This is a genomic window from Paenibacillus xylanilyticus (assembly GCF_013359935.1).
GTDB classification, from domain to species: domain Bacteria; phylum Bacillota; class Bacilli; order Paenibacillales; family Paenibacillaceae; genus Paenibacillus; species Paenibacillus xylanilyticus.
In genome coordinates this window covers 1-17,550 of sequence record NZ_JABMCB010000178.1, presented here as the reverse complement: position 1 = coordinate 17,550, position 17,550 = coordinate 1, and the positions used below count along the sequence as shown (strand labels likewise).

Here is a 17,550-nt window from a genome sequence, read left to right as displayed (position 1 = left end):
CAGCTAAGAACATGATCATATAAAAAGCACTCTCCGCCTGACGGCCTGAAAATGCCCATGAATGCCTTGGCTTCCTGACAGTCGCAGGTATAAGATGTCGACCGAAAGGTGCTATTATGTAAGGTTGTGTGTCCATATCTAGTTGCGACTGTCATAGAGGCAACCGGGTGCAGTCCAAACAGCCCCGTTGGCCTCGGCGTCAGTTCTGTTTCGAGAAAGCGATTTACACCTACAGGGACGTGCCTTTGGAGGTGATTCCATCCTGTTTTTCGCGAGATTGCAGAAGATGACTTTCAGAAGTGGGGAAACGCTTTGTCACTACATTTTGTTGCTGTTACCATACTCTAACCCAACATCTTGTGTTTGTAAACAGGTTCAGCACACTAAAACGTAATTCCGAGTATACCATTTACGCCATGAATCCGCAAAGGAAAAGGACTGGAAGATTTGAAGATTATTCAAAAAAATTTTCGTTCGAAGGGAATGACGTCTTCACGTCAGTTTGAATTGTGACGCCTTCAACTGGTAAAATAAAAATAGCCAAATTTGCACTAAATATGAGCGGCAACGGTTAACTCACGGAGCCAAGGGAGGCGGAGCGGGATGGCAATAGCAGAAGTAACCGTAATTCCAATCGGAACGGGGACAACCAGTCTTAGCAGTTACGTGGCAGACATGCAAAACGTTTTGGAAAACCAGCGCGGTATTACATATCAGCTGACTTCAATGAGCACCATTATCGAAGGTCCGCTGAATGAGGTATTCACAGCCATTGCGGCTCTGCATGAAGCTCCGTTTCTATCGGGAGCCCAGCGAGTCTCCACATCCGTCAAGATTGACGATCGGCGGGACAAACCGGATGCTTCCAGCATACAGAAACTGCAATCCGTTCAGGACAAGCTGGCGTCCCGTGAGGCGCGTCCGAATTAGGTGACTGGGATGAAATGATTTGGAGTTTGATTTAATCTATAAGGCGTAAACTGCAAGCACCCATGAGGGGCTTGCAGTTTTTTATTTTTCTAACAATACAATTCAATCAATGAAGACAAAAGTTGGCTAAAGGATGAATACAGAAGATCGTTAACCATTTTGGGACAGCTGCCCATTTTTGTTCAGAGCCCGGTCTGGGAAAAGACTTCTGCATATAGTGAACTGTACCTCAAATCAAAGGAGGGTTTTACATGAGTGGAGTTGTAGGTGGATACGGCGGTGCATGGACATCGACTGGTGCCATTTTGGTTCTCTTCATCCTGTTGGTCATCATCACTAAATCTTTCTGGGTTTAATAGAATTATTGAGCCCCCAAATGCGAAATACTCTGTAAAGGAGGGTTCTCCATGAGCGAAGTCGGAGGCGCAGGATACGGCGGATGGACATCGACTGGAGCCATCTTGGTTCTGTTCATTCTTCTCGTAATCATCACTAAATCTTTCTGGGTATAATATAGCGAACTCTGCCGGTTACCCGGCGGGGTTTTTTTAGGTTATGGACAAGCTGGAAGCATAGCTCGGGCAGACACCAAATACAGAGACCAAAGGAGAGTATGGAGGCGAACGATCACGTCAGATATTATCGGGGATTCGCCCATTTTATCCAAATGAGGGCCATAGCCCGGTCCAGAAGTAGGCAAAGTACATAGCTTAGGGGTGTAGGCAAATGCTAAGGAGGAATGAACAATGAGCGAAGTTAAACCGAATTCACCGAACGGACAGGGACACGTATACGGACATATGGGAGGTCAAGATCACATGTATGGTTATCAATACACAGGTCACGAAATGTACGGTTATGGCTGCGGAACAATGCCGGTTGGATACGGGTACGGATACGGACATCACGCAAATCAGGCTCCGATCATGCATGGTTACCAACAGGGTTGTGGAACGTCTTATGGTCACGGTGGCGGAAGCTGGGGATCGATGGGCACCATTCTGGTTCTGTTCATCCTGCTCGTCATTATCTCCAAAACAATGTTTATCTAAAAAAGGCATTTCGGCAAGTTCTGGAGTTGTTCAAAAAATAATATGTAAGCAAACATGGAAAAGCACCCGGAACCCAATTCCGGGTGCTTGGTTCGTGTATGTTTTCAATCTTCTCAAGAATAAGTGACTTCCAAAACAACAAAAGCCCTACCTCTCTTTTGTCCTTGCGGCTCCGATGACCGCGCCAGTGTGAATGGGAAAATCTTGTGAAACTCTGTATACCGGGTCAATGTGAATCAGGTTCTTCAATCTCCATAGGTTAGTTGTACATATTCGCTGCGGTCGCAGCATGAAGAAAATATTCCGGGGTTAAAAGAAGATAGAAAATCAGTTGAGGTTTAATACCAACTTTAAGAGTATACCACAGTCTGTAAGTTTTTGCAAGATAAAGGAAGGCCAAAGGTTTTTATAATACAATTTGCGAAAGGCCTTCATATTTTTTCTTCTAGAAGGGAATCCACTTCAAATGATTTTGCGTAGGGAAGTCAGTGACTTCCTGCAATTCCTTCACTTCCTGGGGACAAGCTTCACATGTAGCCATGTGGGCTCAAATGCAACCACTTCCTCTCCTTCCAGTCCGCCTAGCACATACATCGGTGCCAGATTAGACCACTCCTCATGTCGTTCCATCATGGATGTATGCCCTCCCTTCCCACGTCCGGCTGCAAATCCAATATCGGAGAGCAGCTTCTGGAGCTGCTTCATTGTAAGCCTGACAAGGGGGATACTCCTCAAAATGCGGGAACCTTCCTGAGTCATAATGGCACCGGAGCTGTGTACTATACACTCTACTCGGTCAATGACTATGATACTGTAGCCATAACGTTGGAGCGGGACGCGATGGGCGACCAGCCGCGGGGGAGGATGATTCTGGCTGCCAAGATTAAAGGTTAATCAAAGCTCTATACATGAGACTGTTCCTCTGGGGCAGTCTTTTTGTTTTGCAATACGACTATAAATGGAGATATGCACATATTGTAATATGCCCGAGATGGATGATGAAGAAGTTCATTAATTTTTTTACACAGGTTAACCGATAAAAAATAAAGGCAATACCCTTAGTCTCCCCCTTACAATTAATCGGGAGAACTGGTTGCACATAGAGAGTGAGGGGTTTGGGTGGAAATATACCGTTCATTTATCTTTCGTCTGGTGCGCAATTATCTGGTCGGTTCACTCTCAGCCGTGTTTGTTATCGGCACAGTGATGATGGTAGCAACCCTGCAAATACCGAATATTCAATTTGTACTTCTGATTCTGATTGTGGTTGTTTCCCTTCTGTTTATGCTTGCAGCCGAAGGAGTTGCCTTGCGGAGGCAGTTAGGGCCAATCAGGAAATTTTTCGCTCAAGAGCGTCACGAACGGGCTGAATTGAGCCAAATGTATGAGAATATTCATCGTTTTCCTGGACGGACCATCTACCGGATCATGGGGCCGCATCTGTTGGGATTTTCGATACCCGCTGCAGGGCTGACGCTGTGGATGATATCGGCAGGTTGGTTGGAGTTCCCATCCAACTATGTTGCCGTGGCAGCTGCCTGTGCCATCCTGATCGCCATCATGCATGCACTAATTGAATATTTCCTGACCGTTCGGGCAGTTAGGCCGCTACTGATGGAGGCCCGCCGCAGAGGCAAACAGCAGTATGGCACCGAGCCATCACTGGGAGGGCGCGTGTTGGTATCGATTCAGCGAAAATTTCAGCTGAGTACAGCTCTAATCGGATTATTCCCGCTGTTTTTGTTCTTCCTGGCTACATTTATCCGGCTTCAGTATATGGATCATGAGTTTGCGAAAGAGTATATCCTGTGGGGTATCATCGTTGTCGTGTTGGGGGCTGGGTTTGCCCTTGTAGGCAGCTGGCTGCTGATCCGTGATGTGCGTGATCCGGTAGCGGAGCTAACCAAGGAGATGAACCGAATTCAGGAGGGGGATCTTGGAAGGAGAGCTCCTGACCTCTATGCGGATGAGTTCTCTGCACTGATATCCGGTTTTAATATGATGATTAACCGGCTTGAGATGAGGCAGGAACGCAATCGGCAGCTGCTGCAGAGCTATTTTTCCACACTGGCTGCTGCACTGGACGCGCGGGATAAGTACACTGCCGGGCATTCGATGCGTGTGGCCGAGTATTCCCTGATGATTGGCAAACTGAGTGGCATGAGTGAGGAACAAGCTGATTTGCTGTATAAATCTGCACTTTTGCATGACATTGGTAAAATCGGGGTACCCGATGAGGTTTTGTTCAAGGACGGTAAACTTAGTGAGGAAGAATTTGCAATTATTCAGACTCATCCGGTTCTGGGCGAGAGCATTTTGTTACAGGTTGAGCCCATGGATGCCATGGCTGACTTTTTGCCAGGAGTGAGGTCTCATCATGAACGATATGATGGGAAAGGATATCCCGATGGCAAGGCAGGTATGGATATTCCCCTCTTTGGACGTATCATTGCAGTGGCTGACGCCTTCGACGCCATGACATCCGATCGTCCGTACCGAAACGGCATGAGTCATGAGAAAGCGCTATCCATCCTGGAAGAAGGAAAAGGGACCCAGTGGGACCCTTATTTTGCAGGCTTGTTTATAGAGGAGTGGAGAAGGAGAGAACATCTCCACGGTTCATCGGAGCGAGGGGTCAGTTGATCCCCTCTGTCCACTTCGAACCTTTCCGGCGCCGCCGGTGTAAGGACAGTCCGGTGATGATGGTGAAGATGCATTCACCGAGGATGATAGCACCCAGAGCATCATAGATCACATGCTGTTTAATCAGCAGGGTGGACAGCACAATCAGCGTTGCCCCAGCGGCTACGAGCCATTTGACATAACGGCGGATGCTCTGTACCGAGAGGACCGCACGCATAACGAGATAGGAATGGAGTGCATGAATGCTCGGGAAGCAATTATAAGGGCGATCCTGGCTGTAGAGCCATCCTAGGACGGACGCACCAATTCCTGTTCCCGTGATTTCCGGTCGAGGAACAGAAGTTTGGAAGTTGAAATAAATCAGGTAGCAGATCCAGACACAGATGTTCATGGACAACAGTACACGATAATAGGTAAGTCTGTCTTTGGCACAGAGGTACGCGAGCACGCCAAATACAAACGGATACCAGCCCAGGTAAGGAAGGGACATGCCGGGTACGAAAGGGATAAGCCGGTCGATTGGTGAATTGAGGACGGCGAATCCGCGCTCAGGGCTGTTAAGAACATCATATAACAGTCCCATGACGGCCAAAGAAAGCATCAAGCTTAATGACAGCCAATAGGATTTACTTTTTAACGATTGCACAACAACGTTTCTCCTTTCACCCACACCCGTCAAGGAAGTGGATCACAGCAATAAAATTAAACAACACTATATTCTACTATGTTTTTAACACAAATTGAATCCGGATTTGTGTATTTTTGTGTATTTTTTTGACGAGCGAGGAATGTCGAAGGTTGTATGGGCATGATATGATAGACGTACATACGACTAATGATGTGTCTGCGAACAAAGCCGGGACAACAGGAGTGAGTGAATGCAATTTTCTAAGATGTTCGTATTAAATATGGGTATGCTTATAACCTTAGCCTATCTGGCTAGTGTGTTCTATAAATATATTGTGATACGTACTTCCACCCGATTTAAACAATGGAGCTCCGTGCTGGTCCTTATTTTTGCGGGCTGGGTTAGTACGGTATTTGGTTTTCAGCTAACGGATGAAGTCATTTTCGATCTTCGATTTGTTCCATTAATTATTGCCGTTCTGACCTTCAGGCAGTCTTATAGTTTGGTGATTATTGGTATCGGGATTGGGTTATTGCGATTAACCTTTGGGATTAATGAAGCTACGCTGGCGGGACTGGGGAATATGGCAATCCTGGGTGTATTATGTGCGGGATTAAATATATGGATGAGACGCAGTGACTACAGACTTGTTATCAAGGTCGTGCTCGTTACAGTTATCGTGAATGTTGTCAACAGTGTCAATATTGCTCTGCTTGGTGTCTTTCCTCCAACGTACTTTTTTGCCCATATTATGCCCTATACGCTTCCGTTAGGCATTGTACTTAGCCTTATTTTTGCATTTATTTTAAGGGATTTTCAAAATGAACAGAATCGGATTCTGCTTATTCAAAGTACGAACCGATTATTGTCCGTGCAGAAGGAAGAGCTGCAGAAGGCTCAAATTGTATTGGAGGAGCGAGCCAAGCAGCTGATGCTGGCTTCACAGTACAAGTCCGAATTTCTGGCCAACATGTCGCATGAGCTGCGTACACCGCTGAACAGTGTGATTAACTTTGCACAGATGATTAGTGAAAACAGTGACACGATGGAACAGGAGGATATTGTTCGGTTCGCAACGATGATTGACCATTCCGGTCAGGAACTGCTTACCCTGATTAATGATATTCTTGACTTGTCGAAAGTGGAGGCTGGCCGGCTGGAAATCGCATTTGAGGAAATCAGTGTGATGCAGCTTGCCGAGGACGTAATGAGCCACTTCCAGCTGGTGGCTGAGAAAAAGGGAATACAGCTGTTTATGCATAAGAACCCTAACGCACCGGAGACAGTGTGGTCTGATTCCCAACGCGTGCAGCAGATATTGCGCAATCTGATGTCCAACGCCATCAAATTTACGCATAAAGGGGCCGTGCAATTGACGGTGAGCACCGAAAAGTCGGACGAGCCCGGAAATTCGGGGAAATGGCTGGTTTTCTCGGTTAAAGATACAGGAATCGGGATTCCGGAGGACAAACACCACTCCATTTTTGAAGCTTTTCAACAAGCCGACGGGTCGATCAGCCGCCAATTTGGGGGCACAGGACTGGGTCTCTCCATCAGCCGGGATTTGGCACGTTTGCTGGATGGGTCGATCCAACTGGAAAGTGCTGAAGGCAAGGGAAGTACCTTCCGGCTGTACCTTCCGCTGAACCATGAAAAAATGAGTTGACAACCATCTTGCTGTGAGTAGAATTTGGGGTGATAACTAGCATCGGCCGGCATTCAAATCCCGGTCTAAGGAGTGTATCCCCATACAGAAGATGGTCAAAGTTAACCCTCCCTCGTTTACTGGCAAACCAAGGCGCAAGGGTTCGACACAACGCATCAATTTATCGATCGCAACATGGGAGGGTGTACCGGCAATTATATTGCAAACATTGCTGGGTGGACCATTCTTAACGGGATTTCTGCTCTATCTTGGGGCCGGGTCAAGACATATTGGTTTTGTGCTCGCCATAACAACGTTCGTAAATATTGCCCAGATTGGTGCAGCCTTCTGGATGCAGCGTATTCGCAGCCGGAAACGGATGCTGCTGCTGTTCGTCGGGCTACATCGCATCTTGTGGAGCGCAACAGGGCTAATTCCGTTCCTGTTTCCCAAGGAGTGGTGGGTAGGCGTTTATATTGGAATGTACACGGTTGCATTTATATCGAACACCATCGGGGGCATGATCTGGACTTCCCTGATTGGGGACCTCGTACATGCCAAGGTAAGGGGACGGTATTTCGGCATTCGAAACACGATTCTGAATGCGCTTGGAAGCGTATGCCTGTTTGTGGGAGGAATTGTTTTGGACCGCTTCCCGGGTGAAATGGGTTTCCTGCTTCTATTCATTCCGGTGTGGATCTGTGCAATAGCGAATATCGTCATCTATTTCTTTTATCCGGATGTTCCATTTGAACGTTCGACCGAGACGGTTTTCTGGCGGATGCTGAAGAAGCCGTTCCAGGATCGATCTTTTCTGAAGGCTGCACTATTCCTCGCGGCTTGGTTATTGATTCAAACCTTGATTGTTCCACTCTATTCTTACGTGATGCTCGACTTGCTTAACATTAATTATCAGATGGTTTCTTTAATAACGGTGGTGCAGACTATTGTCATGATGGCCGGATTCTATATCTGGGGTAATTTAAATGCACGATTCAGCAACAAAACCTTATTATTTTGGACACTGCCGATAATCGCACTCTCCTGCCTGTCCTGGGGCTTGATGTCGTTTATGCCCGTTTTGATAGCGCTCTTTTTGTCTCATATCTTTCTTGGTATAGGTGTCGGAGGGTTTAACCAACTCGCCTTTAACTTTACCATCGGGGATACACCGAAAAGTGAAAGGCCTATGTTTGTTGCTGTGTACTCGGCCTTAACTGGGGTGACCTCATTCCTCGGACCGCTGATTGGCGGTTGGTTATATGAGGAAATGGAGAAATGGCCGGAAGCAATGACATGGATGGCTACCTATGGGTTTCAGGTAGGTATAGGTATCGCCATGCTGCTTCTTGCTTTTACACTTGGACGGCGTGTGCTTCTAAGATCGTGATGGGAGAAGTGAAATGGAGGGATGAGTATGGGAATTCTCGAACGAAAAGCCATCGTGATCGGGGCCACTGGGCTGGTTGGCAGCATACTCGTTCACAGCTTGCTGCGCCAACCAGAATATGGATTGGTTCGTATTTTCGTCAGGCAGCAGCTGGAGCTTGAGCATCCGAAGCTTGAACAACATCTTGTGGATTGGGACCGACTGGAGGATGCCAAAGATTTGTTTAGGGGGATGGATGACTTGTACTGCTGTTTGGGGACAACGATCAAAAAGGCAGGCAGTCAGGAAAATTTCCGCAAAGTCGATTATCACTATCCTGTAGAGGCAGCAAAACTTGCGATTCATCAGGGGGCAACTCAAATGCTCGTCATTTCCTCCATGGGTGCAAGTGCGAGCTCGCGAGTGTTCTATAGTCGAACCAAAGGGGAGTTGGAGGAAGCTCTATCCTCGATTGGTTTTCGTTCTTTGCATATCTTTAGGCCTTCCCTGATTCTTGGTGACCGCAGCGAGACACGTATTGGAGAACAGCTTGCCGCTCACCTCATGAAGTTCCTGGATCGATGGATGAGGGGCAGAGCTGCCAAGTATCGTGCCATCCATGCTTCAACCATCGCACGTGCAATGATTAACATGGCACTTGTAAGAACCAAAGGTAACCATGTTTACTCCAATGAAGTGATTCATGTCCTTGGCACGGAGGATTCTTGAACAGTTTCTTGCCAGTAGGGGGTCATGGTATAATAGGCTTCAAAACTTGAGAACATGAAGGAGAACCAGCCCATGAAAAAACCAATCTCTACAGACCAGGCTCCAGGCGCTATAGGTCCATATAGCCAGGCTGTTGCTGCAGGCGATTTCATCTACACGTCCGGTCAGCTTGGCCTGAATCCCCAAACGGGAGAGTTCGGTGCAGATGTACAGGAACAGACTCGTTTGTCTTTAAGTAACGTAAAAGCGATTCTGGAAGCAGCAGGCACCAGTATGGATAAAGTCGTAAAAACGACGGTTTTCCTGAAAGACATGAACGACTTTGTGCCTGTGAATGAAGTGTACAGCACATTTTTCGAACAGCCTTATCCGGCACGCAGTGCGGTTGAAGTGGCTCGTCTGCCGAAGGATGCACTCGTGGAGATCGAAGTTATTGCCCTGAAGTAGAATTCTTTAAGGGGTAAAATACATAAAAGCCGATTCCAAGTCATACGACAGGGATCGGCTTTTTTCTTATGTTAGCGAGAGTATGTTTCGAGTTAATCCCGGTCCTGATTGCGGGCAAAGAAGAGCCATACAGCATAGATCGCCAGTACAATCGCAATGATAATCGCCGTATAATAGACGGAGGAAACATCCTTCTGCTTAAGTGCGATAGCGATGTATGCCCACGTAAACACAAGTGGGTAGATGCTGTCCCGATAAGGGAAACTGACCAATACCGCCAGCACAAGACCTACAATTAGCATGATCACGGTCCAGGCCGGTTCGCTGATACCAAAACCATCCCACCCGATTTTGTATAATAGAACAGCCGCATTAATAATGGTTGCCACACTGACCCAGCCCAGATAGATGCTAAACGGCAGCTTAACCAGCCAAATCTCTGCTGTAGTCGGGAGGGTGATGGCCCGTGTTTTGAGATACAGCATAATGAGGGACAACAGAAGCAATACAATGATAAGCAGGGCGAGACCGATCTGGAGGTTCTGAAAAGCGAATATCCATGCTACGTTAAAGGCGCAGCTTGCAAGAAACCAGTAACCGAGCCGGGTGATGGAATCCCTTTTCCACGATGACGGAAGAAACTGATAGACCACAAAGCCTGCAAGCAGCAGATAGATTAATCCCCAGATTGAGAAAGCGTACCCTGAGGGTGTAAGCAGCACCGGATACATATCGGAAACTTCCTTGTTGGTTCTTCCGCCGATCGGAAGCGAATTCGACAGGTAGTTCACCACGATCACAGCGATAAAGCCAATCGCGTTTAACCATTTGTACGGATTGTTACGAGACATTGTACATCCTCCTTGGTTTACGAGAAATGAATGAACCACGGGTCAGTCTACAATGAATATACCCAGTTCTTCCACATTCTAATAAGGGACCGCAAAAAATTCACAGGATCCGTTGTATGTTTCTGCGCTTTCCGCTACCGGATTCACATTCAGTCCAATGTACGCTGAAGGAAAGAGGAATATACCCCATAAGGAGGATGAGGATTGTTTACAAGAGAAACGATGGAGAAGCAACAAACATGGTTTTATGTCGCAACGCTTTTTATAGGTGCCGCAATCGGGCTGGGAAACGCTGAATGGGGGTCTGCGCTGCATTATACCGTTTCACCTGTGCTGGCCATTCTGCTATACAGCATGTTTGCTCAGATTCCTTTTTTGCAGTTGAAACAATCCTGGTCCAACGTAAGATTTATTGGAGCTGTACTGACAGCCAATTTTATCATTGTGCCTGTGGTCGTATGGTTACTGACATGGCTATTTCCGCAATCACCGGCGGTTCTAATCGGCGTTTATCTGGTGTTGCTAACCCCGTGCATTGATTATGTTATTGTGTTTACGCAGCTTGGCCGGGGGAATGAAAAACTCATGCTGGCTGTAACGCCAATTCTGTTCGTTGTACAGATGGTACTACTGCCGGTTTATCTATGGTTAATGACCGGAAAGGAAGCAGCAGAGTTGATGAGGGTGGGACCCTTTGCGGAGGCTTTCCTGTTTCTTATTGTTATACCGCTGCTGCTGGCAATCCTTACACAAGTCTTGTCGAGGGGAAAAGCTGGAGGAGAACAGTTAATGAATGCAACGGCCTGGCTGCCTGTTCCCATGATGGCTTTGGCTTTGGTGGTAGTGGTTGCATCACAGATCGGCAAGGTGTACACAGATTTTGCTATTGTTGTGAATGTTATTCCGATCTACATAGCTTTTCTTATAGTGATGCCGTTCCTGTCACGCTTGGTTGCACTACTGTTCCGATTAGATATCGGTGCGGGACGAGCGCTGATCTTCAGCTCGGCAACCCGCAATTCACTCGTTGTGCTGCCGCTTGCCTTTGCGCTCCCCGGAGAATGGGCTACAATAGCTGCCGCAGCCATCGTAACCCAAACCATTGTCGAATTGGCAGGGGAGTTGATCTACATTCGTTTGGTGCCATCATTCTTCATGAGAGATACATGAGATATGATTCAGGGAAATACTCCGTTAATATGGAGAGGTAGCTATCTGTTCAAGTTCGCGGGTCACTTCCTCGATGGATTTGCGCGTGTCGATCTCAAACGTCGATCCGGCACGCAGCAGCGGCTCTACCGTATGCACATAATGAATAATCTCTTCCCGTTCAGCCTGAGTCTTTCCGTAAGGATTGTTGTGACGGGAAGAGACTCGTTCCAAAATAACGTCAAGTGGTGCACTTAATAAGACAATTGCATCAAACATGGAATAAAACTTTCCTTGGTTGGATACGGTGCCGGAAAGGAATAGCGTCCCTTCGTTATGGCCCATAAGAAGTGCCATGATCCGATCTTCATTCCATAACCAACCGGTGCCATCTAAGTTTTCACTCCATTCCCCGTAATCGGTATCCACCACACGATGCCCTTTCCGGGCCAGTTCAGTCAGAGCCGTTGATTTCCCTGTGCCCGACATGCCTGTAATCAGAATAACCCTTTTCATTTTGCTAGGAATTCGCCTCCGTTAACGATTTACGGTATTCACCGGGTGTTATGCCTTCCATCTTTTTAAACACCTTACTGAAATATTTCTCATCCTGGTATCCGACCATCTCCGAGATTTTGACGATTCGCAGTGAAGGGTTCTGCAGGAGCAGTTTGGCATTGTTAATTCGCAGTTTTCCCAGATATTCCGACCAGTTCAACCCGAATTGCTGTTTAAATTTACGTGATATATATTCACGACTGAGATAAAAGCGTGCAGCGATCTGCTGCAGGGACAGATCCTCCTGATAATGGGCATCCGTATAACGTGCGATGTCAGTCATCGGATCAGGGCTGGCGTGAGGAGTGAATGTGAGAGCTTTCCCGGCTGCGAGTAAACGCTGTTCCAGCAACGACCGAAGGAGAGACAAGGACAACAGTCCTTCGGAGTCAAATGGCAGCTCGGCAAACGGGAAGGAATGTTCCTCCGCTACCTCTTCTTCATTCGCTGGCGGAGAGTCGGCTGCATCATCAAGCCAGCGCCCAAGCATCCATTCCATTTCTTCCATCCACTGATGAACCTGTTCCGCAGTGACGACCTGAAGCTGCGTGATGGGATCGATCCATTCTGCTACAGCAGCGGCTACACTGGAGACACGCCCGCTCATCGCAGCGAGCCGCATGGGTTCTTCAAAAGTGGTTAAACGCATGCCCTTGTTCCCGGACAACGTTTCCAATGAATCATGGAATCTTGGAGCGTTCTGGAGAACATTGCGCCGCCATAACCGGAGGCTTGCCTCCTGATAGGCAGCTGCGATTCCCGAGGGATACGTTTCACAGGCAGAGATGCCAAAATGAAGACGGCGCTGAATGGTTTGCTGTAATCCATCGTTTACCTTTTCCAGCAGGGGCTGAAGAGCGGAACAATTTCCCCAATGCAGCAGTACCACTTCATCGGTCTGATCCAAATGGCGGAAGGCCACGCCTTCTTCAGGTGTGGATAACATCTCGGCACAGATATTCAGTACAGAGAATACAAGCAGATCAGGATGACTGCGGTATTTTGCCAGACAATCCGCATCCAAATGAGACAGGCTGGTGACTGCAATATTGCATCTTCCAGCCTTTAAAGGAAGATTCAGCTCATCCCGCAGCCGCTGAATCTGGGCATGGCTATTGCCACGTCCAACCACAAGCTCTGTAAGCAGCCTGTCGTGATAATGGGGGCGCATGCGGTTGACCACAATGGACTGGCGTGTTGCCTGCAAACGGACGGATTCTTCTTCCTGCCAGGCGTTCACCGCCTTGGACAAGGAAGCATTCAGTTCATCCGCTTCCACTGGCTTGAGCAGATAATCCATGCCCCCGTATCGAATGGCATGCCTGACAAGCTCAAAATCATCGTATCCGCTGATCACCAGTACCTTGCTATGCGGAGCATGAACCGATATCCATTCCAGCAGGGCCATGCCATCCTGACCAGGCATGCGCATATCACTGAGGACAATTTCCGGTTGATGGTAAGAGATTGCTGTGGCGGCTTCATGACCGTCTGCTGCTTCAAGAAGGGTATCAATCCCTAGTTTATCCCAGTGCCCAAGCAGGCGGATGGCATCGCGGACGTGCTTTTCATCATCGACTATAAGTGCTTTCATGTTGTTCACTCCCCCGCGTAAATTTTAAGCTTGATGATGACACCACTCGTCTCCAAATTGCGGATCTCCAGGATAGCCATATGATCCGGTGGCGAGTTCAGTTGAAGCCTGCGCATCACATTCCGAAGGCCGATGGACTCTGATTCGACCGGATCATGAGTAGGAAAACCGGAAGAGGTATGAACCATGCTCAGCCATCCCTGAATTTCGGATAGTTTATCCTCCGGAATGGGCGGGCCGTTATTCTCAAGCTGAATTTCAACCCAGTGATCTGATGTTTTGCGGCTGCTTATACGAATGTAACCTTTACCAGGCTGAACGTCCGCCCCATGTTTGAAGTAGTTCTCAATTAATGGCTGCAGGGTCATCCTCGGCATTTCAGTACGTAACGTATCGTCCGCAAAATCCAGCTGTACTTCAAGGCGGTCACCAAACCGCTCCTGTTGAAGTTCCAGATACAGCCGTGCATGCTCGGCTTCCTCCCGCAAGGTTACACAGGTTTGATCCCGCATGCTGTAACGCAGCATTTTGGACAGGGAAGAGAGGAGCACATACACTCGCTGCCCTTGATGCTGAAGGGCGAGTGTGCCTATGGATTGCAGCGTATTGTACAGAAAATGTGGATGGATCTGTGCCTGCAGCGCCTTAAGCTGATTGGTTTTATTCGCAATTTCCAGTCGGTATTCCCTTAAAATCAGATTGTTTACCGTATCCATCATATCCCGGAAATGACGGGCAAGTACACCGATCTCATCCCGGCTCGTTAGCCGAATATCCACATGCAGACGACCCGCCTGAATCTGATTCATATATCTCATTAATTGCTTGAGTGGCCCGGTGATGCGGATCGAGATGAACAGGGTGGCCACGATCACGAGCAGCAGAGCAGCGATGGCAATCATGGCGTTATTCCATGTCAGGGTGGTAGCCCTGGCATAGAGCGTTTCATTCGGAATCTGTTTAACAATGGTCCAATCGGCAAAAGTACTGCCCATCTGCTGGTAAACATACATGGAATGCTCCTGTTCAAAATCTCCTGCAGCGGTTGGACGCGTACCTGTACCGGCACCAGTGCGGGCTATGTTTAGCTTGGCGGTTGCTTCCTGTCGTAATTGGTCTGTTCCACTGATTTCAGAATGTCCCTGGTATATGATCTGGTTCTGACCATCCACGACATAGATTTGTTCCTTCTCCGGATCGTACAGTCTGCTGCAGATCGCTGCAATTGAATCCATGTTGAGGTCAATGGCGAGCACACCCAGACGCTCGGTGGATGGAACATCCTTGATTACACGATGCAAGGTGATTACTGTTCTTGCAGGGTCATCAGCGGAAGCAGCCTTGAATCCATAAGTGTGACTCATATGTGCTGATTCAACCCATATATCCGGGCTTTCACCGCCTGTTTTTCCATGAAGGGAGTCGGAATAAGCCTGTTTGCGTTCCTCGCGCTTCGGAAAAGGGCTCATAATCAGCGTGGATTGGTTGGCTGCGAACGAGTGCAAGTATAGCTGGAACACATCCGGTACAGCTGAGCGGATGGTCTGCAGCGTTGTATACACCTCGGCCACCGCGCGGTAATCCCCAGGGATTTTCGCCAAGTTGCGCAAAAAGTTGGGGTCACTGTATACCGCCAGCGAAGCACGTGCCACATTATCCACATAGTTGTTGAGATTGGTGGATGCCTGGTAGATGAGGCGTTTGTTCTCGGCAACGGCCTGTTCGCGCAGGGCTGTTTTGGTCTGAATGAACGTCATGCTGATGGAGGCCAGCAGTGGAAGTGTGGTTGCAATGAGCATAAAAGCGATTAACTTGGTGCGTATGCTGTAGTATTTTGACATCAGGACACCCCTTCTGGTTGCAGGTTAAGAAAGGACAATATTTTACACCCAACTGTTCACAAGGGTCGGTGTTTCCCAGGGCAAGATTGGGGTTTAATAGAAAAAGAGACCAATTCCATCCATCTATAGAAGGGGAGAACGATATGAAGCATCGCAAATCTTCACAGCTGTTACAGCAGCTCGTGTTCGTGGGTCCCTCCATCGTGTTTTTTATTCTCATCATCGTGGTCCCTTTCCTGCTGGGAATGTATTACTCCTTTACAGACTGGAACGGGGTGTCGGAGAATATTAATTGGGTAGGGTTCGACAACTTCCTGCATATTTTTGCGAATGATCCCAAGTTCCAAACGGCGTTTTGGTTCACGGTACGTTTCACGGTGGTTGGTGTGGTATTAACCAATGTCATTGGTTTTTTCCTGGCGTACTTTCTGACCAAACCGCTTAAGACGAGAAACATTCTGCGCACGATCTTTTTTATGCCTAACGTGATCGGTGGACTGTTGCTCGGCTTTATCTGGCAGTTCATATTTGTGAAAGGGTTTTCAGCAGTTGGCGATGTAACCGGGTGGTCCTTCTTCAACCTCCCTTGGCTGGGAGACGAACCGACCGCCTTCTGGGGAATCGTGATTGTATTTGTCTGGCAGACGGCAGGATATCTGATGGTAATCTACATCTCTTCCTTGACCAATGTATCACCGGATCTGCTGGAAGCCGCTGAGATTGATGGAGCAAGCCGCTGGCAGGTACTGCGGAGCATCATTCTACCGCTCATTATGCCGGGGGTAACGATCTGCCTCTTCCTGGCGATCTCCTGGTCATTCAAAATGTTCGATCTCAATCTGTCCCTGACCAAAGGTGGGCCGTTTGGATCGACGGAGTCCGTAGCACTCAACATTTACAACGAGGCATTTGTGAATAACCGCTACGGTATTGGTACGGCGAAAGCACTCATTTTCTTCGTGATTGTTGCGATCATTACGATGATCCAGGTACGTCTGACGAAGAGCAAGGAGGTAGAGGCATAGATGGAAACGACAAAAAACTACCGCTTCAGTACGATCATAACCGAGATTATTATGGTGCTGATTGGACTCCTGTTCCTGGTTCCGTTCTACTTCCTGTTTGTCAATTCGGTCAAAACGTTTGGTGACCTGCTTACGAACTCGGCTGCCTGGCCGGAAGTGTTTCAGTGGGGCAACTATGCAAACGCCTGGGAGAAAATAAAATTCCCTTCGGCACTGATGAACTCGCTTATCGTCACGGTGGTCAGCAACTTGCTGCTCGTGTTGATCAGCTCCATGGCTGCCTACCGGATGGTTCGCAGTGATACCCGCTTCAACCGGATTTTGTTCGGCATGTTCATTGCCGCGATGGTGATTCCGTTCCAGTCTATCATGATTCCGCTCGTTACGGTAACCAGTAATCTTGGCCTGATCGACAGTCTGGGCGGACTAATCATCTGTTATCTCGGATTTGGTGCACCCATGTCGGTGTTCCTGTTCCACGGGTTCGTTAAATCGGTCCCGGTTGAGATCGAGGAAGCGGCACGAGTGGATGGCAGTTCCGTTTACGGAGTGTTCTTCCGGATTGTATTCCCGCTCATGAAGCCGATGTATGTTACGGTCATTATCCTGAACACGCTCTGGATCTGGAATGACTACCTGCTGCCATCCCTGATTTTGCAAAGCTCAAACTTGCGTACGATCCCGATTGCGACCTTTGCGCTATTCGGTCAATATACGAAGCAATGGGATTTGGCACTGCCTGCTCTCGTGCTGGGCATCATGCCAATCATTATCTTTTTCCTGCTAATGCAGAAGTACATCATTCAGGGGATTACGGCTGGCTCCGTTAAAGGATAGGTGCGAGGGGCGGGTCGCTCCGGGATCATGTGCACTTCCGATCGCTGTTGCTCCCCGGTGGCCTGAATAATTGAAGTAGAGGAAGCCACCGGGTATCAAAGGCGAGCGCTCCGCTTCTCCAGTGCAACATGATCCCTCCGCTCCCACCTCGCATAGAGGGTGGAAAGGGAGTCATGCCCTCATGATCTGGGCCTGACTCTAGGTAAATAGGGCAAGTCAAAAGCAACGAGGGGCGAGGGGCGCTCCGGGATC

19 protein-coding genes are annotated in these 17,550 nt (G+C 48.2%); 13 read left to right on the top strand and 6 right to left on the bottom strand.

From position 1 onward, the window contains the following. Nucleotides 1–603 precede the first annotated feature (603 nt). The 4 genes from HP552_RS12385 (at nt 604) to HP552_RS34990 (ending at nt 1,982) form a co-directional block, all read left to right on the top strand. Complete coding sequence (locus HP552_RS12385; RefSeq protein WP_175395771.1) at nt 604–930, top strand: MTH1187 family thiamine-binding protein; 327 nt, start codon at nt 604–606, stop codon at nt 928–930. Between the two features lie 251 nt (nt 931–1,181). Continuing rightward, nucleotides 1,182–1,286, top strand: a complete 105-nt coding sequence (locus HP552_RS34690; RefSeq protein ID WP_192262833.1) for a sporulation protein YjcZ — start codon at nt 1,182–1,184, stop codon at nt 1,284–1,286. Between the two features lie 51 nt (nt 1,287–1,337). Then, nucleotides 1,338–1,442 carry a YjcZ family sporulation protein gene (locus HP552_RS34685; RefSeq protein WP_217506405.1) on the top strand — a complete coding sequence of 35 codons (105 nt, stop codon included), beginning with the start codon at nt 1,338–1,340 and terminating at the stop codon, nt 1,440–1,442. Nucleotides 1,443–1,676: 234 nt separating this feature from the next. Beyond that, nucleotides 1,677–1,982, top strand: coding sequence for a hypothetical protein (locus HP552_RS34990; RefSeq protein ID WP_246310859.1), 306 nt, complete (start codon nt 1,677–1,679; stop codon nt 1,980–1,982). Between the two features lie 507 nt (nt 1,983–2,489). Here HP552_RS34990 and HP552_RS35370 read toward each other — a convergent pair. Further along, complete coding sequence (locus HP552_RS35370) at nt 2,490–2,615, bottom strand: hypothetical protein (protein WP_281366038.1); 126 nt, start codon at nt 2,613–2,615, stop codon at nt 2,490–2,492. Nucleotides 2,616–2,621: 6 nt separating this feature from the next. Here HP552_RS35370 and HP552_RS12375 point away from each other — a divergent pair, with 6 nt between their 5' ends. Together HP552_RS12375 and HP552_RS12370 are read left to right on the top strand one after the other, a co-directional pair. Next, the gene (locus HP552_RS12375; RefSeq protein WP_175395770.1) at nt 2,622–2,876 is read left to right on the top strand and encodes a hypothetical protein; all 255 of its coding nucleotides are present in this window, start codon (nt 2,622–2,624) and stop codon (nt 2,874–2,876) included. A gap of 225 nt (nt 2,877–3,101) precedes the next feature. Beyond that, nucleotides 3,102–4,625 carry an HD domain-containing phosphohydrolase gene (locus HP552_RS12370; protein WP_175395769.1) on the top strand — a complete coding sequence of 508 codons (1,524 nt, stop codon included), beginning with the start codon at nt 3,102–3,104 and terminating at the stop codon, nt 4,623–4,625. Here HP552_RS12370 and HP552_RS12365 read toward each other — a convergent pair. Beyond that, nucleotides 4,618–5,271 carry a phosphatase PAP2 family protein gene (locus tag HP552_RS12365; RefSeq protein WP_175395768.1) on the bottom strand — a complete coding sequence of 218 codons (654 nt, stop codon included), beginning with the start codon at nt 5,269–5,271 and terminating at the stop codon, nt 4,618–4,620. The genes HP552_RS12370 and HP552_RS12365 overlap by 8 nt on opposite strands. A 232-nt stretch (nt 5,272–5,503) precedes the next feature. Here HP552_RS12365 and HP552_RS12360 point away from each other — a divergent pair, with 232 nt between their 5' ends. From HP552_RS12360 to HP552_RS12345, 4 genes are all read left to right on the top strand, one after another. Then, entirely contained in the window at nt 5,504–6,919 is a 1,416-nt protein-coding gene (locus tag HP552_RS12360; RefSeq protein WP_175395767.1) for a sensor histidine kinase, read from the top strand. A 208-nt stretch (nt 6,920–7,127) separates the two neighbouring features. Beyond that, on the top strand, nt 7,128–8,288 hold the full coding sequence (locus tag HP552_RS12355; RefSeq protein ID WP_246310871.1) for an MFS transporter: 1,161 nt from the start codon (nt 7,128–7,130) through the stop codon (nt 8,286–8,288). 27 nt (nt 8,289–8,315) lie between these two features. Then, nucleotides 8,316–8,996, top strand: a complete 681-nt coding sequence (locus HP552_RS12350) for an oxidoreductase (protein ID WP_175395765.1) — start codon at nt 8,316–8,318, stop codon at nt 8,994–8,996. A gap of 72 nt (nt 8,997–9,068) precedes the next feature. After that, nucleotides 9,069–9,443: a RidA family protein gene (locus HP552_RS12345; RefSeq protein ID WP_175395764.1), complete on the top strand. Its 375-nt coding sequence runs from the start codon at nt 9,069–9,071 to the stop codon at nt 9,441–9,443. A 92-nt stretch (nt 9,444–9,535) separates the two neighbouring features. Here the strand turns inward: HP552_RS12345 and HP552_RS12340 are convergent, their stop codons facing one another. Continuing rightward, nucleotides 9,536–10,294 (bottom strand): TspO/MBR family protein, encoded by a 759-nt coding sequence (locus tag HP552_RS12340; protein WP_175395763.1) that lies wholly within the window; start codon nt 10,292–10,294, stop codon nt 9,536–9,538. 222 nt (nt 10,295–10,516) lie between these two features. Here HP552_RS12340 and HP552_RS12335 point away from each other — a divergent pair, with 222 nt between their 5' ends. Further along, nucleotides 10,517–11,464, top strand: coding sequence for an arsenic resistance protein (locus tag HP552_RS12335; protein ID WP_175395940.1), 948 nt, complete (start codon nt 10,517–10,519; stop codon nt 11,462–11,464). A gap of 24 nt (nt 11,465–11,488) precedes the next feature. On the opposite strand, the gene HP552_RS12330 is transcribed toward HP552_RS12335, so the two are convergent. Genes HP552_RS12330 through HP552_RS12320 form a run of 3 tightly spaced genes read right to left on the bottom strand, consistent with a single transcriptional unit; the run spans nt 11,489 to nt 15,436 of the window. Next, complete coding sequence (locus HP552_RS12330) at nt 11,489–11,959, bottom strand: ATP-binding protein (RefSeq protein WP_217506404.1); 471 nt, start codon at nt 11,957–11,959, stop codon at nt 11,489–11,491. A 4-nt stretch (nt 11,960–11,963) separates the two neighbouring features. Beyond that, nucleotides 11,964–13,595 carry a response regulator gene (locus HP552_RS12325; protein ID WP_175395762.1) on the bottom strand — a complete coding sequence of 544 codons (1,632 nt, stop codon included), beginning with the start codon at nt 13,593–13,595 and terminating at the stop codon, nt 11,964–11,966. A gap of 5 nt (nt 13,596–13,600) precedes the next feature. After that, entirely contained in the window at nt 13,601–15,436 is a 1,836-nt protein-coding gene (locus HP552_RS12320; protein WP_175395761.1) for a sensor histidine kinase, read from the bottom strand. Between the two features lie 143 nt (nt 15,437–15,579). Between HP552_RS12320 and HP552_RS12315 the strand changes: the two genes are divergently transcribed. Next, nucleotides 15,580–16,461 (top strand): carbohydrate ABC transporter permease, encoded by an 882-nt coding sequence (locus HP552_RS12315; RefSeq protein ID WP_175395760.1) that lies wholly within the window; start codon nt 15,580–15,582, stop codon nt 16,459–16,461. Continuing rightward, complete coding sequence (locus HP552_RS12310; protein ID WP_095291844.1) at nt 16,462–17,298, top strand: carbohydrate ABC transporter permease; 837 nt, start codon at nt 16,462–16,464, stop codon at nt 17,296–17,298. The last annotated feature ends 252 nt before the right edge of the window (nt 17,299–17,550 follow it).